Raw genomic sequence first — 20,003 nt, 5'->3', positions numbered from 1 at the left:
ATTTGGTGGTGGTTGAAGATAAATTGATTTGCTGCGCCGTCCAATTCAATAGTGGGGTGGATTTAATGAAAATTTTCCCTTTCAATGAATGGTGTGAGATGGTCAGGCCCACGTTGTCCGGAATTAAATCGATGTTTGTAGTGTGTTTGGTCGCGACATGTGCTTATGGTGCTGCGGCGAGTGCATCGACAGCAGGCGATGGCGGCACAATAGCGCAGCACGGGTCGTCGCAGAAAATTATTATTAATGTCGATGTTGCTCGTCATCCGGCGATGGCCGGTGATCGCAATATCGCAAATATTAGACGATATCTAGATGGTGCATCGTGGGAACGGCCGATTTCACAGGATACATGGGGGCGAATGAAGCCAATCGGCATAAAAAATATTCGACTGATAAATATTGAAAGCAATGTTGAGATTTCGGGTAAAGTCGATGGCTATGTGTCTGAATACGATTTTAGAAGGCTGACGCTCGCTCTTGCAGATTGCCGAAAATACCATTTGATTCCCCACATTGTTGTCGGACAAAAGACGCCGCCTTCTGCGCTGATTTTTGCCTCCGACTCTGCTGGCCCGACACTCGATAAGAAGGCTTATGCGGACTATGCCTATTCGCTATTGCATTACGTGGTAGTGCAGCAGGGATTTTCGTCGGCATCATTTGAGGTCGGCAACGAGCCCGACACTTCCGGCACACGTTGGCTTTCGCACGAATCGGGTGCGAAAGGCGGCATGTCGAGCTATGCGAAATATCTACAGCTTTACACTCTGTGGTCTAACGCGGCGGACAGACTAGCTAGGGAATATCCGTCTTCACTATTTCGTGTAGGCGGGCCTGCAATTACTCCTTACACGCTGAGCTATGGCCAAGTCGATTGGGCGAAACAGTTCATTGCCGATGTCGCCAGGAACAAACTTCGGCTCGATTTTTTTTCGTTCCACTCGTATGGAGATCAAGACGCATTGCCGGGAGCTGAGGGCACGGGGCCATACCCGTCCGTCGCACAACGAGTGACCTACTATCGCAGATTGCTGGCAACCGCCGGTCTGAAAAATACGTCTCTGTATGTGACGGAATGGGGCCCGAGTTCTAACGTAGACGCCCACGCGTACCCGATCAACGGAAACAATGTCGGGGCAGCGTGGTCCGCGCTGTTCATGGTGGCGATGGCGGAAAGCGGCGTTGACGAAGGGATGCTACTCGTATTGCGTGATGAGCCTGGCAGCCCCGGAGGTCGAGAAAATCGGGCATGGCCGGCTTTGCTCCTGTCCGACGGTCGAACGCCAAAACCACTTTACAACGTCGCACTTGCATTTTCAAAAATGGCGGATCGAGGTGTGTATGTGGACGGTGATAATCCCCATACACGCGTCATTGCTAGCGCCGATCGATCGAAGATTACGATAATGGCAATAAATTCAGATTGGGATTTCAGATCAAACACGGATTTGTCAAAGGAAACGTCGATTGCTACAGTTGTTAGAAATATAGATAGATCGCTAATCAATGTGCGGATATCTCAATACGCTATTGACGCATTGAATAGTAGCGACCCGGAGCAAAATATTGAAGGGACCCGTCCATGCACGGCCGCGTGCGAGTTGACAAAGGTGGGTGATAGATTAATGCGTGTCTCATCGGGCGAGATTGGCTTGCCCGTCGTTAAACTTCCTTCGTCATCGGTGACTCTGATAGAAATATCACGCGTAAATTGAGTGACTCGAAGGTGCATTGGTTGATTATTTTCATGGGGTGATCTCGTGAATAAAGTATTGCAAGATTATTTTAATATTATGGCGTGTAGATTAGGCGAGTGAAATTATGAAGCGAATTTACATCGCAATCGATCTGGCAGCCATTTTTATTTCGTTCAGTTCGACGGCGACATTGGCGCAGGCTGTTGTCCAACCGACGCAAGCTGGAACGTTGTCGCATAGTCATGGGAGCCGTGTGCAGCCCGGTGACGATATATCACTGAATCCATTGCTAGGTGCTCCGCGTGACAGGAGCTCGGATAGCAGTTTTGGTGCATGCAAGTCGCGTGTTCGTAGTGGAGTTGGAGGCTCCTTCCGCAAGGGCCGAGCGAACGTCGCTCCTCATGTGCCATCAACCGACTATGTACTCGGCGGCCCTCCAGACTATGAATATCAGGCTACCCTGGGTGATAGCTTGGTGCCACGCGGCGTGTCAGGTGACAATGACTCGGGCGTCGCGCTAGAGCAAGCAATGGTCGGTGCTGGATCCAGTGATGCGGCCAATACTTCGTCGGTCGATGCCCCTGTTCGACGGGGGAAAAAAGGAACTGCGTCTCTTCTTATAAGCGGACGTGGGCGCGACGTGGTTCGTTCTTCATCATCCATATCGTCACCGCTCAATTCGACAGGCGCGTCAGATTCGAACGGCGGTCGATCAGACGTATACCGCTCGCCGTGGTGATTTGTAACAAATAGGTCGAGAGAACGGCGGGGAGGCGATCAGATCGTAGACGCCGGCGACACATACCGGCGATTACTGCATTGGCGACGGATCTTGCGCACCCTCATAAATCGATTCGCGCGGCAGCTTCATGGGCCGCCAACGGGCCGCAACGAGACTGTTGACGCGGGCGCGGGCTCGGTGCATGACGAGTTCTCCCACCCATTGGCGGCCTGGCGCTCGACCATATGTCGTGTCCGACTTGAGCGAAAGATCTGAGATTCCGTGCGTGGGGGCTGAGACATGGACCGCAAGCCATCGATCATCTCGGTGAACAACGCTTTCGTCCACGATCAGTTAACGGCTCTCACACATCTGGCGTCGACTAAATTTGACCGCGGTCGCCGTAGCACGCCAACACTCAGTAAAACCGAAATGGAGTAGTGACGTTACCACGGTGAGATTGAACGCTCAGGAGGGGGTATTTGGCCAGCCCCATTCGGTGGAAAAATTTTCGGGCAGAGCTTACCGCGCTCGGAGAAAAAAACGCACGCACCAGAGTTGTCTATTGCGTTTTTGCCGGGGCCACGGACGGGCCCCCGACTTCACTGATCCGTTTTATCGCTGTGCGATCCTCAGTGTTTTTTCCTCTGTTTGCGCCGCACCCACATCCGGCCGCCCAATACTGTAATACTCAACCCCCAACTCCCCCATCGCCTCCGGCTCATAAAGATTCCGCCCATCGAAGATCACCGGCTCATTCAGCAATTCCACCAGCGCCGCGAAATTCGGGCTCTTGAACACCTTCCACTCCGTGACGATCACCAGCGCGTCGGCGCCGGCCGCTGCCTCTTCCGACGTCGCGACGAACTGAAGCCTTGCATGCGCCCCAGGATCATCGCCAAGATCGAGCGCGAGCACACGCCGCGCTTCCTCCGTCGCAACCGGATCGTAAGCGCGAACGCTCGCACCACGCTTCAGCAGCCCGGCGATCAGATCGCGGCTCGGCGCCTCGCGCATGTCGTCGGTATTGGGCTTGAACGCCAGCCCCCACAGCCCGAATGTGAGCCCCGACAGATCTTCCCCGAATCGCTCCGAAATCTTCTCGAGCAGCACCTTCTTCTGCGCATCGTTGACCGCTTCGACGGCTTCCAGAATCCGCAGCGACTGACCGTATTCGGCAGCGGTCTGCACCAGTGCACGCACGTCCTTCGGAAAACACGATCCGCCGTAGCCGACGCCGGCATACAGGAAGTCGTAACCGATCCGCGGATCCGAACCGATGCCGCGCCGCACGGCCTCGATATCCGCGCCGACGCGATCGGCCAGATTCGCCAGCTCGTTCATGAACGAGATGCGCGTCGCAAGCATCGCGTTCGCCGCATACTTGGTGAACTCGGCCGAGCGCACGTCCATATAGCGCGTCCGCTCATGATTGCGGTTGAATGGCGCATACAGCCGCTTCATCTGTTCGCGCGCACGCTCGCCGGCTTCATCGGAATCGGTGCCGATCACGATGCGGTCCGGGCGCATGAAATCGTCGACGGCCGCACCTTCCTTCAAAAACTCCGGATTCGACACGACCGAGAATTCATGGCGCGCGCCGCGCCGCGTGAGCTCGGTCGCGATCGCATCGCGCACGTGCAGCGCGGTGCCTACCGGCACGGTCGACTTGTCGACCACCACCTTCGCGCCGGTCATGTAGCGCCCGATGTTGCGCGCGGCGGCGAGCACGTATTGCAGATCGGCGGAACCGTCCTCGTCGGGCGGCGTACCGACGGCGATGAACTGGATGTCGCCGTGCGCGACGCTTGCTTCGATATCGGTCGAGAACTGCAGCCGGCCGCTCGCGCGATTGCGATCGATCAGCTCCTTCAGGCCCGGCTCGTGAATCGGTACGCCGCCGCCGTTCAGGATGTCGATCTTGCGTTGGTCGACGTCGACGCAAAACACGTCGTTGCCGATTTCGGCGAGGCAAGCGCCAGTGACGAGGCCTACGTAGCCGGTACCGATGATGGTGATCTTCATGTTGCGGTATGGAGAAGAGTCGAATGCAGTTTCAGAAATCCGGATGCCGTGCGCCGGGGACTTCGGCGTCGGACGGCGCGGGACGCAATGCGTGCAACTTGGCATCGAATGCGCTCAACACCGCGTCGCGCGAAAGCACGGCCTCGGCGAATTTGCGCCCGGCCTGCCCCAGTCGGGCGCGTTCGGCCGCATTCGCGGCGAGCGCGTCGATCGACGACGCAAGCGTTTCGGCATCGCCCGGCGGAACCACGATCCCGCGCGGCGCAACAACGTCATGCAGCTCGGTGCCGGGGCTCGCCATCGCGATTACGGCCCGCCCGCTGGCGAACATGCCGGTCAGCTTCGACGGCATCACGAGATCGGCAGCGTCGGCACGCTGGGGCAGCACATGGATGTCGGCGAGATTCAGCAGCTCGTTCAGCCGGCTGATCGGTTGCAGCTCGAGGAAGCGGCAGTTCCTGAGGCCGCCGCAGCGCATCAGAAGCTCCGCACGCGCCGGCCCGTTGCCGCAGAACACGAACACGACGTCGTCTCGCATCACGAGTCGTTGCGCCGCGTCGGCCAGGATATCGAGCCCTTGCTTCGCACCCATGTTGCCCGAATAAAGCACGATCGTCGCGGTGGGAGAGATGTACAGCGAGGTCCGCAACTCGCTCGGCCGCTTGAGCGGATAGATCGAATGCGTGTCGGCCCAGTTCGCAAAATGGACGAGCTTGTGCGGCTGAATGCCCTTGCGCATCGCATGCTCGATCATCTTCCCCGAGATCGTCGATACGGTGTCGAACCGCGTCAGCAGCGTACGTTCGAGCGCAAGCACCGCACGCTTGAGCAGCGATCCCTTCAGCATCCCGAGGCTGAATGCGGCATCGACCTCGTAGTCCTGGATGTGAATCCACGCATGCGCGCCGGTAAGGCGCGCGACGAGCCAGCCGGCCGGTGCATTGAGCAGGCTCGGCGCGATGCACACGACGACGTCGGGCCGCCACAGCGCCTGCCGCAGCATGACCGGAAAGCTCGACAGCGCGAAGCTCGCCAGGTGCGCGATGCGGCGCATGCCGCTCGGTCGTGACGGCACCCACAGCGGCGCACGCCAGAGCGCGACGCCGCCGCGCTCTTCGGTCGAGTAGCGCAGCGCCGAGTAACCGCTGGCGACGCGCCACTCGGGATAGTAGGGCGGCGCGCACACGACACGCACGGTGTGGCCTTTCTCGACGAGCGTTTCCGCCATCTCGGCGGTGTACTTGCCGATGCCGGTCAGCTCGGGCGCATAGTTGATGCCGTAGACGAGGATCTTCATCGGCTCCCAGCGAAAATAGAAAATGGTGCAGTGCGTGATGAACTCATTGTCGGTAATGCCAATCGTGCGAGTCCGACAGAATGTTGATCGGTGCCGCCAATCGTCGGCCGCGACCGTGCAGCACCACAAGCGTCGTCGCGCATCGCCGGTCGCATGTCGAGCCCGGCAACCTCCGCGCACGTCCCCCGCTCACATCCCCCTTGCACAAACCACCGGCGCATACACGTCGATCGCATCCTGAATCGCCGCATGCCGTCCATACGCAAGCGCCGCCACGGCGCATACCGACACCACCGCGAGCGGCCGCAATACGGGCGGCAGGATCGGTGCATCCGTCCATCGTTTCAGTAGCACGACGGTGACGAGCACACCGAGCATCCAGCCGGCCATCACTTCGGACGTGGTATGTGCGTCGTCGCGTGCGCGCGCCACGGCGATCGTCGCGGCAAGCGCGAGCCCCGGCAACAGCGCGCGCACCGTACGCGTGTTCCAGCCGTCGTGCAGCATCAGCAGGCACGCCATCGGCCACACGGCCGCAGCGAGCAGGGCATGCCCGCTGATCGCGCGGAAGTGCACCGCGCGAATCTGCACGCCGCATCCCGCATGAAGTATCTTCGTGACGCCGACGAGCAACATCGCCGCGGCGAGCAGCGTGGCCCACGACAGCGCAATGCGCCAGCCGTACAACGAGCGCGTGAGCCACGCGAAACACACGGCGGCGAGCGGGAGCGTCAGCGCAGCGTCACCGAGGTTGCCGATGGCGGTCCACATGTGCGGTCCTCGCTGCGCGACGCCGCAATCTCCGCGGCACGTGGCGTGAAAGATCGGTCGCACGATGCGCCGCGGTCCGCGGCGCGCGACCGGCGTCAGACGACCAGCTGCTCCGACATCCGCGCGAGCAGATACCGTTCGAAATCCGCCGCGACCTCCGGATGCCGCAACGCAAATTCGACCGTCGCCTTCAGGTAGCCGAGCTTGCTGCCGCAGTCGAAGCGCGTGCCGTCGTAGCGGTACGCGAGCACCTGTTCATCGGTGAGCAGCGACTGGATCGCGTCGGTCAGCTGCAGTTCACCGCCCGCGCCCGGCTTGAGCCCGCGCAGATGCTTGAAGATCTTCGGCTTCAGCACATAACGGCCCACGACGCCGAAATTCGACGGCGCCTGCGCCGGTTCGGGCTTCTCGACGATCCCCGACAGCTTGAAGAGATCGTCTTCCCAGCGCTTGCCGTCGATCACGCCATAGGACTTCGAATCCGCCGGCGCGATCTCCTCGACGCCGATGACCGACGCATGATAGTGGTCGAATACGTCGATCATCTGGCGCAGAACGGGCGTCGGGCCGTCGAGCAGGTCGTCGGCGAGAATCACGGCGAACGGGTTGTCGCCGACGAGCTTCTCCGCGCACAGGACGGCGTGACCGAGCCCGAGCGCTTCGGCCTGGCGAACGTAGAAGCAGTCGACATGGCTCGGCTTGATGCTGCGCACGAGCGACAGCAGCTTCTCCTTGCCGCGTGCCTCGAGCTCGGCCTCGATCTCGTACGACTTGTCGAAGTGATCTTCGATCGCGCGCTTGCTGCGCCCGGTCACGAAGATCATCTCGGTGATGCCCGCTTCGATCGCCTCTTCGACGGCATACTGGATCAACGGCTTGTCCACGACCGGCAACATTTCCTTGGGGCTCGCCTTGGTGGCGGGCAGGAACCGCGTGCCCAGGCCGGCGACCGGAAAGACGGCTTTCGTCACTTTCAACATAGCGATATTTCCATGATTTCGGAGTGAAGAGCGGACCACGCCGGTTTCCGATGCGGCGTCCGGGCGCCCAGACAATCGACGTTGCACACCGCGCAATCGCATTGCGTCGAGCGTGTGCAGTTGCACAAATCCTAGGGGCGTTCCGGATTGAAACGACGACTGAATCCTGGGCGAATCGGACAGGCCGATCACGACATCACGAATTGCACAACGAACTATTTTGAAATGGTATTGATTCGACGGCAGCCGCGTCGAAGCGCGGCTTGCATCCGCACACCGGAACGGCATCTGCCGACGCGTCGGAATGCCGATCCATCGACATCACGGGCGTGTTATCGGGAGGGCGCGATGATGGAACAAGGCGACATTTGCCGCGCATTGGAAGCGCTGGACCCGGCCTACCTGGAACTGATGCAGCAGATGCTGAAGATCGATTGCGACGTGGCTGCGCGCGAGCTCGGCATCTCGAACGAGATTGCGTCGTTGATCATTGCGCTGAAGCCGGCGGAGCTCGAGGCGCTCGTCGAGCGCCTGACGCAGGCCAGGCCAGCCGCGCCGGTTCCGTCCCCGTAGACCCCATTCCGTGCGGGCGGTAATCGCGGCGATTGCGGCAATCGCGCCAGTCGCAGAACATCGCGATTTGGCGGATTACATCTATGCTTTGTCCGTTCAGCGGTGCATACGTCACATACAGTATTCGGTCGAGAACGCCGGGCGTCGGGAACAAGCGCCCCGTGGCCTGCCGAATCCGACGGCCGGCCGACAATAACAGGAACGATCATGGCCGAACAGGACGACGTCTTCGACGCAATCGCTGAATTCAACCGTTCATACCTGACGCTCGCGCAGCGCCTGCTGCATGCGGATCGCGAAGTCGCGAAACAGCAGCTGGGCATGTCCGACGAAGTCGCATCGATCGTCGCCGGATTGACGCCGGAGCAGATCGAGGTGCTCGCCGATCGCCGCGAACTGTTCTGCGAATTCCGCGATGAATCGTCGCCGGGCCTGGCCTGATACGACGCCTGCGTAGTCGCTCGATGCCTCGCGGCGCGCCCGGCGCCGCGTGAAGTGTGTTTGCCGCCCGGCGACGGGCGAGCACACGAAACGGCCGCACTGACGCAGCCGGCCCGTTGTCCGTTACGTCTGCCAGTTTGTCGCCTCCGGGCTAGATGTTGGCGCCCATCCGCGAAGCGGGATTCGCTACGATTTCCAAAACGCCGTTGGCACGATGCCCGCACACGACATGCACGATGCGGGCACACCGATCATCCAATTTCACCGGGGCCGTCTCGCATGCAGGAAATCTTGGAGCACCTTCTCGAGCGCCAGGTGTCGCCGCAATGGCGCGGGTTCCTGGAGGCGCTTGCCGGCGAATTCAGCGATCAGCTCGATCAGGACGAACTCCGCCAACTGATGGCGCGCGTCGGCATGCGCTTCGCGGCCGCGCATCCGCTTGGCCCGTGCGAGTCGACCGACGATCTCACGAACGCCTTGAATGCGCGCTGGCGCGAAATGGAGTGGGGCTACGCCGAGCTGTCCGACGAGCAGGCATTTCTGCGCATCGTTCATTACGCGGCGCCGTTGCGCGCGCTCGGCGCGGGCCATCTCGGCTGGTCGGCGGCGTTCCTGCAGGGCGCGTATCAGGGCTGGTTCGACAGCGTCGGCGCGGCCGGCCTGCGTGTGACGCAGGACGTCGTGCCGCAGGACGACGCACGGATCGAGTTGCGCATCGCTCGCGCGCCGCACTGAACGGTTCGCGCGACCGGACTCTCCGTCATGACAACAGGGCAGCTTATGTCGAGCTCACGGGATATCGAATCGTTGTTCAAGCGTTTCGGCGGCGATGCCGGACGCTATCACGAGGTGCGCGCGGAAGCGGATGCCGATGCGGCGCGCGCGCGCTGGCCGCTGCTCGCTGGTGTCGAATTGCAAGCGGACGACGCGCCTCGCACGCCCGCGCCGATCGCTGCCGAGCACACGCAGCCCGAGGTCGACGCCGTGACGGCCGACACGCGCGTAGCGTCCGCAACCGACGCCGCCGCACGCGATCGCAGCGCCGGCGCGCTGAAGAAACTGGTCGGCAAGTCGCCGGCCTCGGACCGCACGCGCGCGCCCGGCTCGTCCGAGCCGCTGCAGACGCTGTTCGAGCGGCTGCGCGGCCATGTGCCGGCCGACGCGCCGAAGCAGCCGCCGGTATGGACGGGCCGTTCATGAAGATCGTCGTGATCGCGTCGGCAAAGGGCGGCGTCGGCAAGACGACGCTGGCGGCGAACCTCGCGGCCGTGCTCGCGGCGTCGCGCCGGCATCGCGTGTGCGTGGTGGATCTGGATCCGCAGAATGCGCTGAAGCTGCATTTCGGCGTACCGATCGAGATGAGCGACGGGCTGGCCGGCGCGGCGCTGAGCGAGCGGCAGTGGCCGCTCGCGGTGGTCGACGGCATCGCCGTGATGCCGTTCGGCGTGGTCGGCGAAACGGATCAGCGCCGCTTCGAGCGCATGCTCGATCGCGATCCGGCGTGGCTCGCGCGCGGGCTCGCCGCGCTCGCGCTCGGCGACGACGACATCGTGATCGTCGATACGCCGCCCGGCTCGTCGGTCTACATGCGCGCCGCACTGACGGCTGCGCATTTCGTGCTGACCGTGTTGCTCGCCGACGCGGCGTCGTATGCGTCGATCCCGCAGATGCGGCGCATGCTCGACGCCTATGCGGCGACGCGCACCGACTTCATCGGCGACGGCTACGTGGTCAATCAGGTCGATCAGTCGCGCGAGCTGGGCCGCGACGTGCTGCGCGCGTTGCGCGACAGCGTCGGCGCGGCGCGCTTCGCCGGCGTGATTCACGCGGACCAGGGCGTTGCTGAATCGCTCGCGTGCCGCACGACCGTGAATCGCTACGACCCGCGTTCGCAGGCCGCGGCCGATCTGAGCGCGTGCGCCGAGTGGCTCGAGCGCGCGCTCGGGCGGCGCGCGAATGCGCGGAGCGTGGCATGAGCGCGGCTGTCGAGGCCGCTCGCGGATCGGCGCTCGACCGGCTGCTCGACCGGTTGCCGGGCAGCGGCTGGCTCGTCACGGCGCCGCTCGCCGCATGCGCGGCGCTGGCGCTGTATTTCGTCTGTACGGTGCCGCTCGACGACGCCGGCCAGCTCGCGTTCGCGACCTGCTGCCTGGCCGGTGCGCTCGCGATCCGGCGCGTGAACGGCCGCTACGCGACGCTCGTGATGATCGCGCTGTCGGTCGTGGCCACCGGCCGGTACATGTTCTGGCGACTCACCGAAACGCTGGTGTGGTCGCACCCGCTCGACGCCGCCTGGGGCGCGCTGCTCGTCGCGGCCGAAGTGTATGCGGCCGCGGTGCTGCTGCTCGGCTACTTCCAGACGGCATGGCCGCTGGGGCGCAAGCCGTTGCCGCTGCCCGCGTCGCGCGCGGACTGGCCGAGCGTCGACGTGTTCATCCCGACGTACAACGAGCCGCTCAGCGTCGTCAAACCGACGGTCTACGCGGCGCTCGCGCTCGACTATCCGGCCGACAAGCTGTCGATCCATGTGCTCGACGACGGGCGCCGGCCGGAGTTCAGGGACTTCTGCGAAGCCGTCGGCGTGCACTGGACGATCCGCGATCACAACCGTTACGCGAAAGCCGGCAACCTCAACGAAGCGCTGAAGTCGACTCACGGCGAGTACGTCGCGATCTTCGATTGCGATCATGTGCCGACGCGCTCGTTCCTGCAGCTGTGCCTCGGCTGGTTCATCCGCGACCCGAAGCTGTCGATGCTGCAGACGCCCCACCATTTCTTCTCGGCCGATCCGCTCGAGCGCAACCTCGGGATCTTTCGCAAGGTGCCGAACGAAGGCGAGTTGTTCTACGGGCTGGTGCAGGACGGCAACGACCTCTGGAACGCGACGTTCTTCTGCGGATCGTGCGCGCTGCTACGGCGCTCGATGGTCGAGGAGATCGGCGGCATCGCGACCGAGACGGTCACCGAGGACGCCCATACGGCGCTGAAGCTGCATCGCCACGGCTATACGACCGCCTATCTCGCGATCCCGCAGGCGGCCGGTCTCGCGACCGAAAGCCTGACGGGCCACATCGGCCAGCGCATCCGCTGGGCGCGCGGCATGACGCAGATCTTCCGCATCGACAATCCGCTGTTCGGCCGCGGACTCACGTTGGGGCAGCGGCTGTGCTACCTCAACGCGATGATGCATTTCTTCTACGGCATCCCGCGGCTGGTGTTTCTCACCGCGCCGCTGTCGTTCCTGTTCTTCGGCGCGCACGTGATCCACGCATCGGCGACGATGCTCGCGCTCTACGCGCTGCCGCACGTCGTGCACGCGACGCTGACGAACTCGCGGATGCAGAGCCGGTTCCGGCATTCGTTCTGGGCGGAGGTCTATGAGGCCGTGCTCGCGTCGTACATCGCGTTGCCGACGCTGCTCGCGCTGGTCAATCCGCGGCTGGGCACGTTCAACGTCACGGCCAAGGGCGGCCGGATCGACCGCGGCTATTTCGACTGGGCGATCTCGAAGCCGTATCTGAGCCTGGTGATCCTGAACGCTTTCGGCCTCGCGATGGGCGCGCTGCATATCGCGCTGAATCGCGGCGTGGGCAGCGAGGTGCAGACGACGGCGTTCAACCTCGCGTGGACGACTTACAACCTGCTGATCCTCGGCCTCGCGGTCGCCGCGGCGAACGAGCGCCGGCAGGTGCGCGAGTCGCATCGCGTCGCCGCGCGCATTCCGGTGATGCTGCGGTTCGGCAACGGCCGCACGCTGGCGTGCGAAACGCTCGACTACTCGGAAGGCGGCATCGGCGTCGCGGTGCCGGAGGACGCCCGAGTGCCCGACGGCGAACAGGTGACCGTGTCGCTGTTTCGCGGCGTCGACGAGTACGCGTTTCCGGGGACGATCGAGTATGCGGAACCGGGGCGGCTCGGCATCCGCTTCGAGACCCTGTCGCAACAGCAGGAATTCGATCTGGTCAGCTCGACGTTCGCGCGCGCGGACGCATGGATCGACTGGACCGCCGGCCGCCGGCCGGACTCGCCGCCGCATGCGTTCCTGCATCTCGCGACGGTCGGCATACGCGGTTTGCTGCGCGTGATCGCGCGCCTGTACGGCGACCTGCGCGGCGACCGCGGTCACCACGGCGGCCGCAGCGGCAAAGGCGACGCCGCCGACACCATCACGAAGAAATAACACGAGGGCAGACAGCATGACGGGGATGTCGCGATGGCGCGGCGGCACGCGCGACGACGCGGGTGAAAACGCGCGCGTTTCGATTGGGGCGGCCGCGGCATGCCGCGCGCGGGCCGGCAGCTGGCACACGCACTTGCCGCGCAAGCTGCGGACGTACGCGTTCGCGTTCGCGTTCGGCGCGCTCGCGAGCGGCGTCGCGTCGGGCCTCTGGGCATCCGCTGCGCTGGCCCAGCAGCCCGGGGCGGTGCGCGCGTTCGATCGTGCCGCGTCGCCCGGCGAGCCGCCGGAGCGGCTGGCCGATCGTTTGCCGTCACTGTCGATGGCCGTGGCGGCCGGCCCCGCCGTTGCGCCGCCGCCGCTGCTCGCCGAGCCGGTGCCGAAGGACGAAGCCGAGCGTCGCCGCGCCGGCCGGCTGCCGACCACGGCGGAGCCCGGCACGCTGGTGCCGGGCGGCCGGCGTCAGGCGCTGACGTTCGCCGATCTCGGCGCGCGCGATCCGTTGCAGTTGCACGGCACGGACGGCCAGAACGGCGTCGCGTTTTCGGTGCGGCGCGACGAGGTCGTCACGGCAGCGGCGCTGCACCTCGTCTACAGCTACTCGCCCGCATTGCTGCCGGATCTGTCGCAGCTGAAGGTGCTGGTCAACGGCGAAGTGGCGGCGACGCTGCCGCTGCCGACCGCGCAGGCGGGGATGACGGTCGCACGCGACGTGCCGATCGATCCGCGCTTCGTCACCGAGTACAACCATCTGAACGTACAGCTGATCGGCCATTACACGAACGGCTGCGAGAATCCGGCCAGTTCGTCGCTGTGGGCGACGGTGAGCAACGCGAGCCGCCTGGAATTGACCTATGCGACGCTGCCCGAGCCGCCCGAGCTCGGCGTGCTGCCCGCGCCGTTCTTCGATCAGCGCGACGTGCGGCGGCTCGAGCTGCCGTTCGCGTTCGCCGCGCGGCCGTCGCGCGAGACGCTGGAGGCGGCTGGCATCGTCGCATCGTGGTTCGGCGCGCTCGCGTCGTATCGCGGCGCGCGCTTCCCGGTGCGCGTCGGCGCCATGCCGGAAGCGGGCAACGTCGTGGTGTTCGCGACCACCGACGATCGGGTGGACGGCGTCCCGCTGCCGGCCATCGACGGGCCGACGCTGGCGGTCGCCGACCGCCCCGCGCCCGCACACGGCCAGCTGTTGCTGGTGCTCGGCCGCACGCCGGCCGAACTGAAGGCGGCCGCGCTGGCGCTCGCATTCGGCCGCGGCCCGCTCGCGGGCACGCGCGCCACGGTCACCGGTGTGCAGCCGCCCGCGCCGCGTGTGCCGTATGACGCGCCGAACTGGCTGTCGTCGGTTCGCCCGGTCCGCTTCGGCGAACTGGCGGCGGAACGCGCGCTGTCGGTGTCCGGCTACCAGGCCGGCCCGGTGCGGCTCGATCTGCGCATGGCGCCCGATCTGTTTACGTGGAACACGCGCGGCGCGCCGATCGATCTGCGGTATCGCTATACGCCGACGCTGCGCGCCGATCGCTCGTCGCTCAACCTGAGCGTCGACGATACGTTCGTGAAGGCGCTGCCGATTCCGGCGCGCGACTGGGCCAACTGGAGCCTGAGCCGCTACCTGCCGTTCGTCGCCGACGGCACCGCGCGCGCGACGCTGCACGTGCCGCCGCCGCTGGTGACGCCGCATGCGCAACTGGCGCTGAACTTCTTCTACGAGATGCCGGATCAGGGCAAATGCACCGGGCGGCTGCTGCAGAACGTCGCGGGCGCGATCGACCCGGGCTCGACGATCGACGTGTCGTCGTTTCCGCACTACATCGCGCTGCCCGATCTGGCCGCGTTCGCGAACAGCGGCTTTCCGTTCACGCGCATGGCCGATCTGTCGGACACGGCCGTCGTGCTGCCGAACGAGCCGTCGGCGGACGTCTACGGCCTGTACCTGCTCGCGATGGGGCGGATGGGCGCGTCGACCGGCTATCCGGTCAGCGGCGTGGCGGTGACCGACGCGGCCGGCGTGGACGCGTTCGCGTCGCGCGATCTGCTGATCCTCGGCGCGCCGGACTCGCAGCCGCTGCTGAGCCGCTGGGCTGCGCGCATCCCGTTCGACGACGAGCGCCGCGGCGGCGTGTTCGGCGGCCTGTTCGGCCGCGCGGTCGCGGCCGATTCGCCGGGCGCCGAGCGCGTGCAGGCCGGCCTGTCGATCGTGGCGGACGGCGCGAGCGCGGTGATCGCCGGCTTCGAATCGCCGTTGCGCAAGACCCGCAGCGCGGTCGCGCTGATCGGCGCGACCGGCCATGCGGACGCGGTGCTCGGGCCGGCGCTGCTCGACGAGGATCTGCTCGCGTCGATCCGCGGCGCGACGGTGGTGATTCGCGATCGCACGGTGACGGTCGCGTCGACCGACACCGCGTATCACCTCGGCGCGCTGCCGCCGCTCACCTACGTGCGCTGGGTCATGTCGGGGCGGCCGGTGCTGCTCGCGCTGGTCGGCGTGCTGGGCGCCTTCATCGCGGCGGCGCTGTTCTATCGTTTGCTGCGTGCGCGTGCGGCGCGCCGGCTGAAGGAGTGACATGCGCGAGCGACGGTTACGCGGGCTCGGCGCCCGCGCGGGCGGTGTCGCGAGCCTCGTGTGCGCGCTGGCGCTGCCGCATGCGGCGCAGGCCGCCAACGACGCGCTCAAAGTGCTCGTCGATCAGGGCCGCTACTGGCAGGCGCACGGTCGCGGCGATCTCGCGGCGCAGGCGTGGAACAAGGTGCTCGGCGTCGATCCGAATCAGCCCGACGCACTGTTCGGAATGGGGATGGTGCTCGCCGATCGCCGCGATCTCGACGGCGCGCGCCGCTATCTGGAGCAACTGCGCCGCACCGCGCCCGGCTTCGCGCGCATCGACGAACTCGCGAGCCGCCTGGGCGAATCGAGTGCGCGGGACGCCGAGTTGGGCGATGCGCGCCGCCTCGCGCAAAGCGGGCAGAGCGAACAGGCCGTGCGGCAGTATCAGCGCGCGCTGCAGGGCGTGCCGTCGTCGCCGGCGCTGCAGCGCGAGTATTTCCAGGCGCTCGCGGCCACGCCGAGCGGATGGAACGATGCGCGGCGCGGCCTCGAACGGCTCGCGCGCGACAACCCGGACGATCCGCGCTACGCGCTCGCCTATGCGCAACATCTGACCTATCGCGACGCGACGCGCCGCGACGGCATCGACCGGCTCGAACAGTTGGCCGGCGACGGCAAGGTCGGCAAGGACGCGCTGCAAAGCTGGCGTCAGGCGCTGCTGTGGCTCGCGGCGCGGCCGTCCGACCAGGCGCGCTATCTGGCGTACCTGAAGGTCGCGCCCGACGATGCGCCGGTCAAGGCGCGCTACGACAGCATGGTGCGGCCCGATCTGGCGGCGCGCGAGCCCGATCGGCGCGGCGCGGCGAACGAAGCGCGCGGTCGCGCGATCGACGACGGCTTCGCGGCGCTCGATCGTGGCGACCTCGCTGCGGCGCGCGCGCGTTTCGACGCCGTGCTCGACACCAACCCGAACGACAGCGATGCGTTGGGCGGGCGCGGCATCGTCGCGCTGAAGCAGGAGCGCTTCGCGCAGGCGCGCAGCGATCTCGAACGCGCGTCGCGCGGCGGCAATGCGGCGCGCTGGCGCTCGGCGCTCGACAGCGCGACCTACTGGTTCTACACGAGCAGTGCGCTCGGCGCGCAGAGCAACGGCGACTTCGCGCAGGCGAAGGCGCTGTTCGAGCGCGCGATTCTCGCGGACCCGTCGAACGTCACCGCGCAGGTGCTGCTCGGCGACGCGCTGCTGGAGAACCGCGACGCGCCCGGCGCCGAGCAGGCATACCGGATGGCATTGCGGCGCCAGTCGGACAACCCGGACGCGATGCGCGGCCTGGTCGGCGCGCTGGCCGCGCAGGGCCGCGCGGACGAGGCGTTGCAGTTCGCGACGCAACTGAGCGCCGAGCAGCAAGCGAAGGCGGGCGGCCTCGAGCGCTTGCGCAGTACGGCCGAGGCCGCGCAGGCGCGGCAGGCCGAAGCGCGTGGCGACCTCGGCGCGGCGCGCAGCCTGTTCGAGGATGCGCTCGCCGGCAATCCGGACGATCCGTGGCTGCGGCTCGACCTCGCGCGCGTGTACGTGCGCCAAGGCGCGATCGCCTCCGCGCGCAGCCTGATGGACGGCTTGCTGGCCGAGCGGCCCGACATGCCCGATGCGCTCTATGCCGGTGCGCTGCTGGCCGAGCAGACGCAGGACTGGAGCGTCGGTCTGCAGCGGCTCGAGCGCATCGCGCCCGCGCAGCGCACCGCGGCGATGACGACGTTGCAGCACCGGTTGTGGGTCGGCCAGCAGGTAGCCCTCGCGACGCGCCTGGTGCGCAACGGCCAGCAAGCGAAGGCGCTCGCCGTGCTGCACGAGGCGGACGGCATCGGCCTGTCGGTGCCGGCGCTCGCGGCGCAGCTGTCCGCCGGCTACGCGCAGGCCGGCGACGCCGCGCGCGCGCTGTGGATCGTGCAGCGTGCGCTGGACCGGGAACCCGGCAACGCGGGCCTGCTGCTGCAATACGCGCGGCTCGCGTCGGCCGCGCACGACGATGCGCGCGTGGCCGAGGCGATGCGGCGGCTCGATGCGATGCAGTTGTCGCCCGCGCAGCGTGCGGACTTCGAACGGCTCAATCTCGACATCGTCGTGCGTCGCGCCGATCAGGTGCGCGACGAAGGCGACCTCGCCGGCGGCTACGCCGTCATCGCGCCGTGGCTGGCCGCGATGCCCGACAACCCGGAGCTGCAGGGCGCGCTCGCGCGGCTGTACACGTCGGCCGGCGATCCGGCGAATGCGCTGAAGTGCTATCGGGTCGCGCTGGCTCGCCGCCCCGACGACGTCGGCCTGCTGATCGCGGCGATCTATGCGGCGAGCAGCGCGAAGGCGTGGCGCGACGGTGAAGCGTTCGCGGCGAGCGCGCTGCGCAGCGCGCCCGACGATCCGGCGCTGCTCGCGGCCGTCGGGCGTCTGTATCGCGCGCAGGGCAAGCTCACGCTGGCCGCGCAGTATCTGCAGCGGGCGCTGCTGGCGGCCAATACGCCGCCCGCGTCCGGCCAGCCGGCACGCGCGAACGTGCCGCGCGGCTGGGACGACGCGCTGCGGCGCATCGGCGCGAACCCGCTGCCCGGCACCAATCCGTTCGAAGGCAAGACCGCCGTCGATGCGGCGCGTCCGTCGACGCGTTCCGGCGCGGCGCTGCCGGCGCCCGGCGCGCCTTCGTGGCCCTCTCCGTCCTCTTACGTTCCGACCGTGCCTTATTCGATGCCGCCCGCGCCGCCCGCGACCTACGTCATGCCGTCCGCCATGCCCGAGGCCAGTCCGGCGCCGCGCGCCGCGCCGCTGCCCGTTGCGCGCGATCCGGACGGTTACGGCGGCGACGGCGGCGGCTTGGCGGAGTCGGGACGCGCCGCGGCCGCGCCGCGCTATCGGCCGTATCGGCAGCCGGCGGCCGACGTGCCGTCGCCCGAATGCGGGGCGTCGGCCAGCCCTGACGACGACTGTGGTGCGGGCTACGTCGCGACGCCGTGGCCGATGTCGCCTGCGTCGCGGGCCGCGGCATCGGCCACTGCATCGGCGGCCGCGCCCGTGCCCGTGGCTGCGTCCCGGCCCGGCAGGCTGGCGCGCGGCGGCGCGAAGGCGCAGGCGACACGGCAGCCCGTGCTCGCGCAGACGGACGCGGATCCGTACGCGGCGCCACGCTACATTCCGCGTCCGCCGGCCGGCTATGCGGGCGGGCGGCCCGCGAGCCAGCCGCCGCAGCCGGACGGCGGCGCGAACGCCGATGCGCAGCTGCTCGACGTCGCGTCGGAGCTCGCGCAGGTGAATCGCGAGCAGACCAGCGCGCTGACCGGCGGCCTCGTGTTCCGCAACCGCACCGGCGAAGCCGGGCTGTCGGCTCTCACCGATATCGAGGCGCCGATCGAAGGGCGCATCAAGGCCGGTAACGGCCACGTCGTCGTGACGGCCACGCCGGTCATGCTCGACGGCGGCAGCGCGAGCACCGACGTGCCGACCCTCGCGCGATTCGGCGCGGGCTTGTCGAAGGCGGCGGGCGGCGGCTCGCCGGGCTCGCAGACCGCGAGCGGCGTCGGCGTCGCGCTCGGCTACGAGGGCAAGCAGGTGCAGGCCGAGATCGGCGCGACGCCGGTCGGGTTTCCGTATCAGGACATCGTCGGCGGCGCGCGCTACAACGGCGCGATCACCGATCGCGCGGCCTATTCGCTGGCCGTGACGCGCCGCGCGGTGACCGACAGCGTGCTGTCGTACGCGGGCGCGCGCGACGCGGGCGCGGGCCTCAAGTGGGGCGGCGTGATGCGCAGCGGCGCGCGCGGCACGCTGAGCTGGGACGACGGCACGAGCGGCACCTACGTCGCGGCCGGGTTCGACTTCTACGACGGCCATCACGTCGAGCGCAACTTCTCCGGCAAGGGCAGCGGCGGCGCGTATACGCGGATCCTGAACGACGCCGACCGGACGCTCACCGTCGGCGTCAACGCGACGTGGATGCGCTTCAGCAAGAACCAGTCGTATTTCACGTACGGGCACGGCGGGTATTTCAGCCCGCAGCAGTACGTGATACTGAACATTCCGGTCGAGTATTCAGGCAGGACCGGTGCGTTCACCTACGACCTGAACGGCTCGATCGGCGTGCAGCATTACCGGCAGAACGCGGTGCCGTATTTCCCCCTCGATCCGGGCATGCAGGCGCAAGCGGCGGCGAACGCGGCCGCCAGCCAGGCCGTGGGCCTCGATCCGGGCGCGCTGTACCCGTCGCACAGCAAGACGGGCGTCGCCTATTCGCTCGCCGCGCGCGGCGAATATCAGGTCGCGCCGCAACTCGCCGTCGGCGCGACCGCGTCGTTCGGCAACGCGTATCAGTATCGCGAATGGACGGCCGCCGTGTATCTGCGCTACAGCTTCACGCCGCAAGGCGGGCTGGCGCCGTTTCCGCCGCGCGTGTTCACGTCGCCGTATCTCGCGCAGACGGACTGAGCGCGGCGCGTGCGGCGCGTGCGGCTGGGGATGCGATGCCGTCGTAGCCGTGGCGCGCGCTGGCGGAATCGTTCAGAGCTTTGTCGGCCCGTCGGCGTGTGTGCGACGTACAGTGCCTGATCGAACGACCGGCGGGGGCGGAAGCGACGCGGCCGGCGCATCGGCAGCCGTGCATGCGGCTCGACCGTGGCAGGACGGTGGCGATTTGCAACGTGGTTCGCGAACGACGACGCGACGCGCGCGTCGTGTGGGCGAGCTGCATGCGCGTCGGCGGCCGCGGCGACGGTGCACGGCGATCCGCAGCGACG

General features: G+C 66.6%; 13 protein-coding genes. 9 read left to right on the top strand and 4 right to left on the bottom strand.

Annotated elements, in window-relative coordinates; all coding sequences use genetic code 11:
- The first annotated feature begins 8 nt into the window (after positions 1-8).
- Positions 9-1,718: a GH39 family glycosyl hydrolase gene (locus AK36_RS33570; RefSeq protein ID WP_144410694.1), complete on the top strand. Its 1,710-nt coding sequence runs from the start codon at positions 9-11 to the stop codon at positions 1,716-1,718.
- Between the two features lie 1,318 nt (positions 1,719-3,036).
- Here AK36_RS33570 and AK36_RS29615 read toward each other — a convergent pair.
- The 4 genes from AK36_RS29615 to galU form a co-directional block, all read right to left on the bottom strand.
- Positions 3,037-4,446, bottom strand: coding sequence for a UDP-glucose dehydrogenase family protein (locus AK36_RS29615; RefSeq protein WP_045579872.1), 1,410 nt, complete (start codon positions 4,444-4,446; stop codon positions 3,037-3,039).
- A 31-nt stretch (positions 4,447-4,477) separates the two neighbouring features.
- Entirely contained in the window at positions 4,478-5,743 is a 1,266-nt protein-coding gene (locus AK36_RS29610; RefSeq protein ID WP_045579871.1) for a glycosyltransferase WbuB, read from the bottom strand.
- A 189-nt stretch (positions 5,744-5,932) separates the two neighbouring features.
- Positions 5,933-6,514 carry a phosphatase PAP2 family protein gene (locus AK36_RS29605; protein ID WP_045579870.1) on the bottom strand — a complete coding sequence of 194 codons (582 nt, stop codon included), beginning with the start codon at positions 6,512-6,514 and terminating at the stop codon, positions 5,933-5,935.
- 95 nt (positions 6,515-6,609) lie between these two features.
- On the bottom strand, positions 6,610-7,494 hold the full coding sequence (gene galU, locus AK36_RS29600) for a UTP--glucose-1-phosphate uridylyltransferase GalU (RefSeq protein ID WP_011880563.1): 885 nt from the start codon (positions 7,492-7,494) through the stop codon (positions 6,610-6,612).
- A gap of 348 nt (positions 7,495-7,842) precedes the next feature.
- On the opposite strand from galU, the gene AK36_RS29595 reads away from it, so the two are divergent.
- The 8 genes from AK36_RS29595 (at position 7,843) to AK36_RS29560 (ending at position 19,695) form a co-directional block, all read left to right on the top strand.
- The gene (locus tag AK36_RS29595) at positions 7,843-8,067 is read left to right on the top strand and encodes a flagellar transcriptional regulator FlhD (RefSeq protein ID WP_011880562.1); all 225 of its coding nucleotides are present in this window, start codon (positions 7,843-7,845) and stop codon (positions 8,065-8,067) included.
- A gap of 207 nt (positions 8,068-8,274) precedes the next feature.
- Positions 8,275-8,508 carry a flagellar transcriptional regulator FlhD gene (locus AK36_RS29590; protein WP_011880561.1) on the top strand — a complete coding sequence of 78 codons (234 nt, stop codon included), beginning with the start codon at positions 8,275-8,277 and terminating at the stop codon, positions 8,506-8,508.
- Positions 8,509-8,787: 279 nt separating this feature from the next.
- Positions 8,788-9,243 (top strand): cellulose biosynthesis protein BcsD, encoded by a 456-nt coding sequence (gene bcsD, locus AK36_RS29585; protein ID WP_011880560.1) that lies wholly within the window; start codon positions 8,788-8,790, stop codon positions 9,241-9,243.
- A gap of 72 nt (positions 9,244-9,315) precedes the next feature.
- On the top strand, positions 9,316-9,708 hold the full coding sequence (gene bcsR, locus AK36_RS29580) for a BcsR/BcsP family cellulose biosynthesis protein (protein ID WP_224383396.1): 393 nt from the start codon (positions 9,316-9,318) through the stop codon (positions 9,706-9,708).
- A complete protein-coding gene (gene bcsQ / locus AK36_RS29575) occupies positions 9,705-10,484 on the top strand; it encodes a cellulose biosynthesis protein BcsQ (RefSeq protein ID WP_045580001.1) in 780 nt (259 codons plus the stop codon). Before bcsR ends, bcsQ begins: the two co-directional genes overlap by 4 nt.
- Positions 10,481-12,688 carry a UDP-forming cellulose synthase catalytic subunit gene (gene bcsA / locus AK36_RS29570; protein WP_045579868.1) on the top strand — a complete coding sequence of 736 codons (2,208 nt, stop codon included), beginning with the start codon at positions 10,481-10,483 and terminating at the stop codon, positions 12,686-12,688. Before bcsQ ends, bcsA begins: the two co-directional genes overlap by 4 nt.
- Positions 12,689-12,704: 16 nt before the next feature.
- The gene (gene bcsB, locus AK36_RS29565) at positions 12,705-15,245 is read left to right on the top strand and encodes a cellulose biosynthesis cyclic di-GMP-binding regulatory protein BcsB (protein WP_080938790.1); all 2,541 of its coding nucleotides are present in this window, start codon (positions 12,705-12,707) and stop codon (positions 15,243-15,245) included.
- A gap of 1 nt (position 15,246) precedes the next feature.
- A complete protein-coding gene (locus AK36_RS29560; protein WP_045579867.1) occupies positions 15,247-19,695 on the top strand; it encodes a cellulose biosynthesis protein BcsC in 4,449 nt (1,482 codons plus the stop codon).
- The last annotated feature ends 308 nt before the right edge of the window (positions 19,696-20,003 follow it).

Origin of the sequence: Burkholderia vietnamiensis LMG 10929 (assembly GCF_000959445.1) — a bacterium.
GTDB lineage: Bacteria > Pseudomonadota > Gammaproteobacteria > Burkholderiales > Burkholderiaceae > Burkholderia > Burkholderia vietnamiensis.
This window is presented reverse-complemented; position numbering and strand designations above follow the sequence as displayed.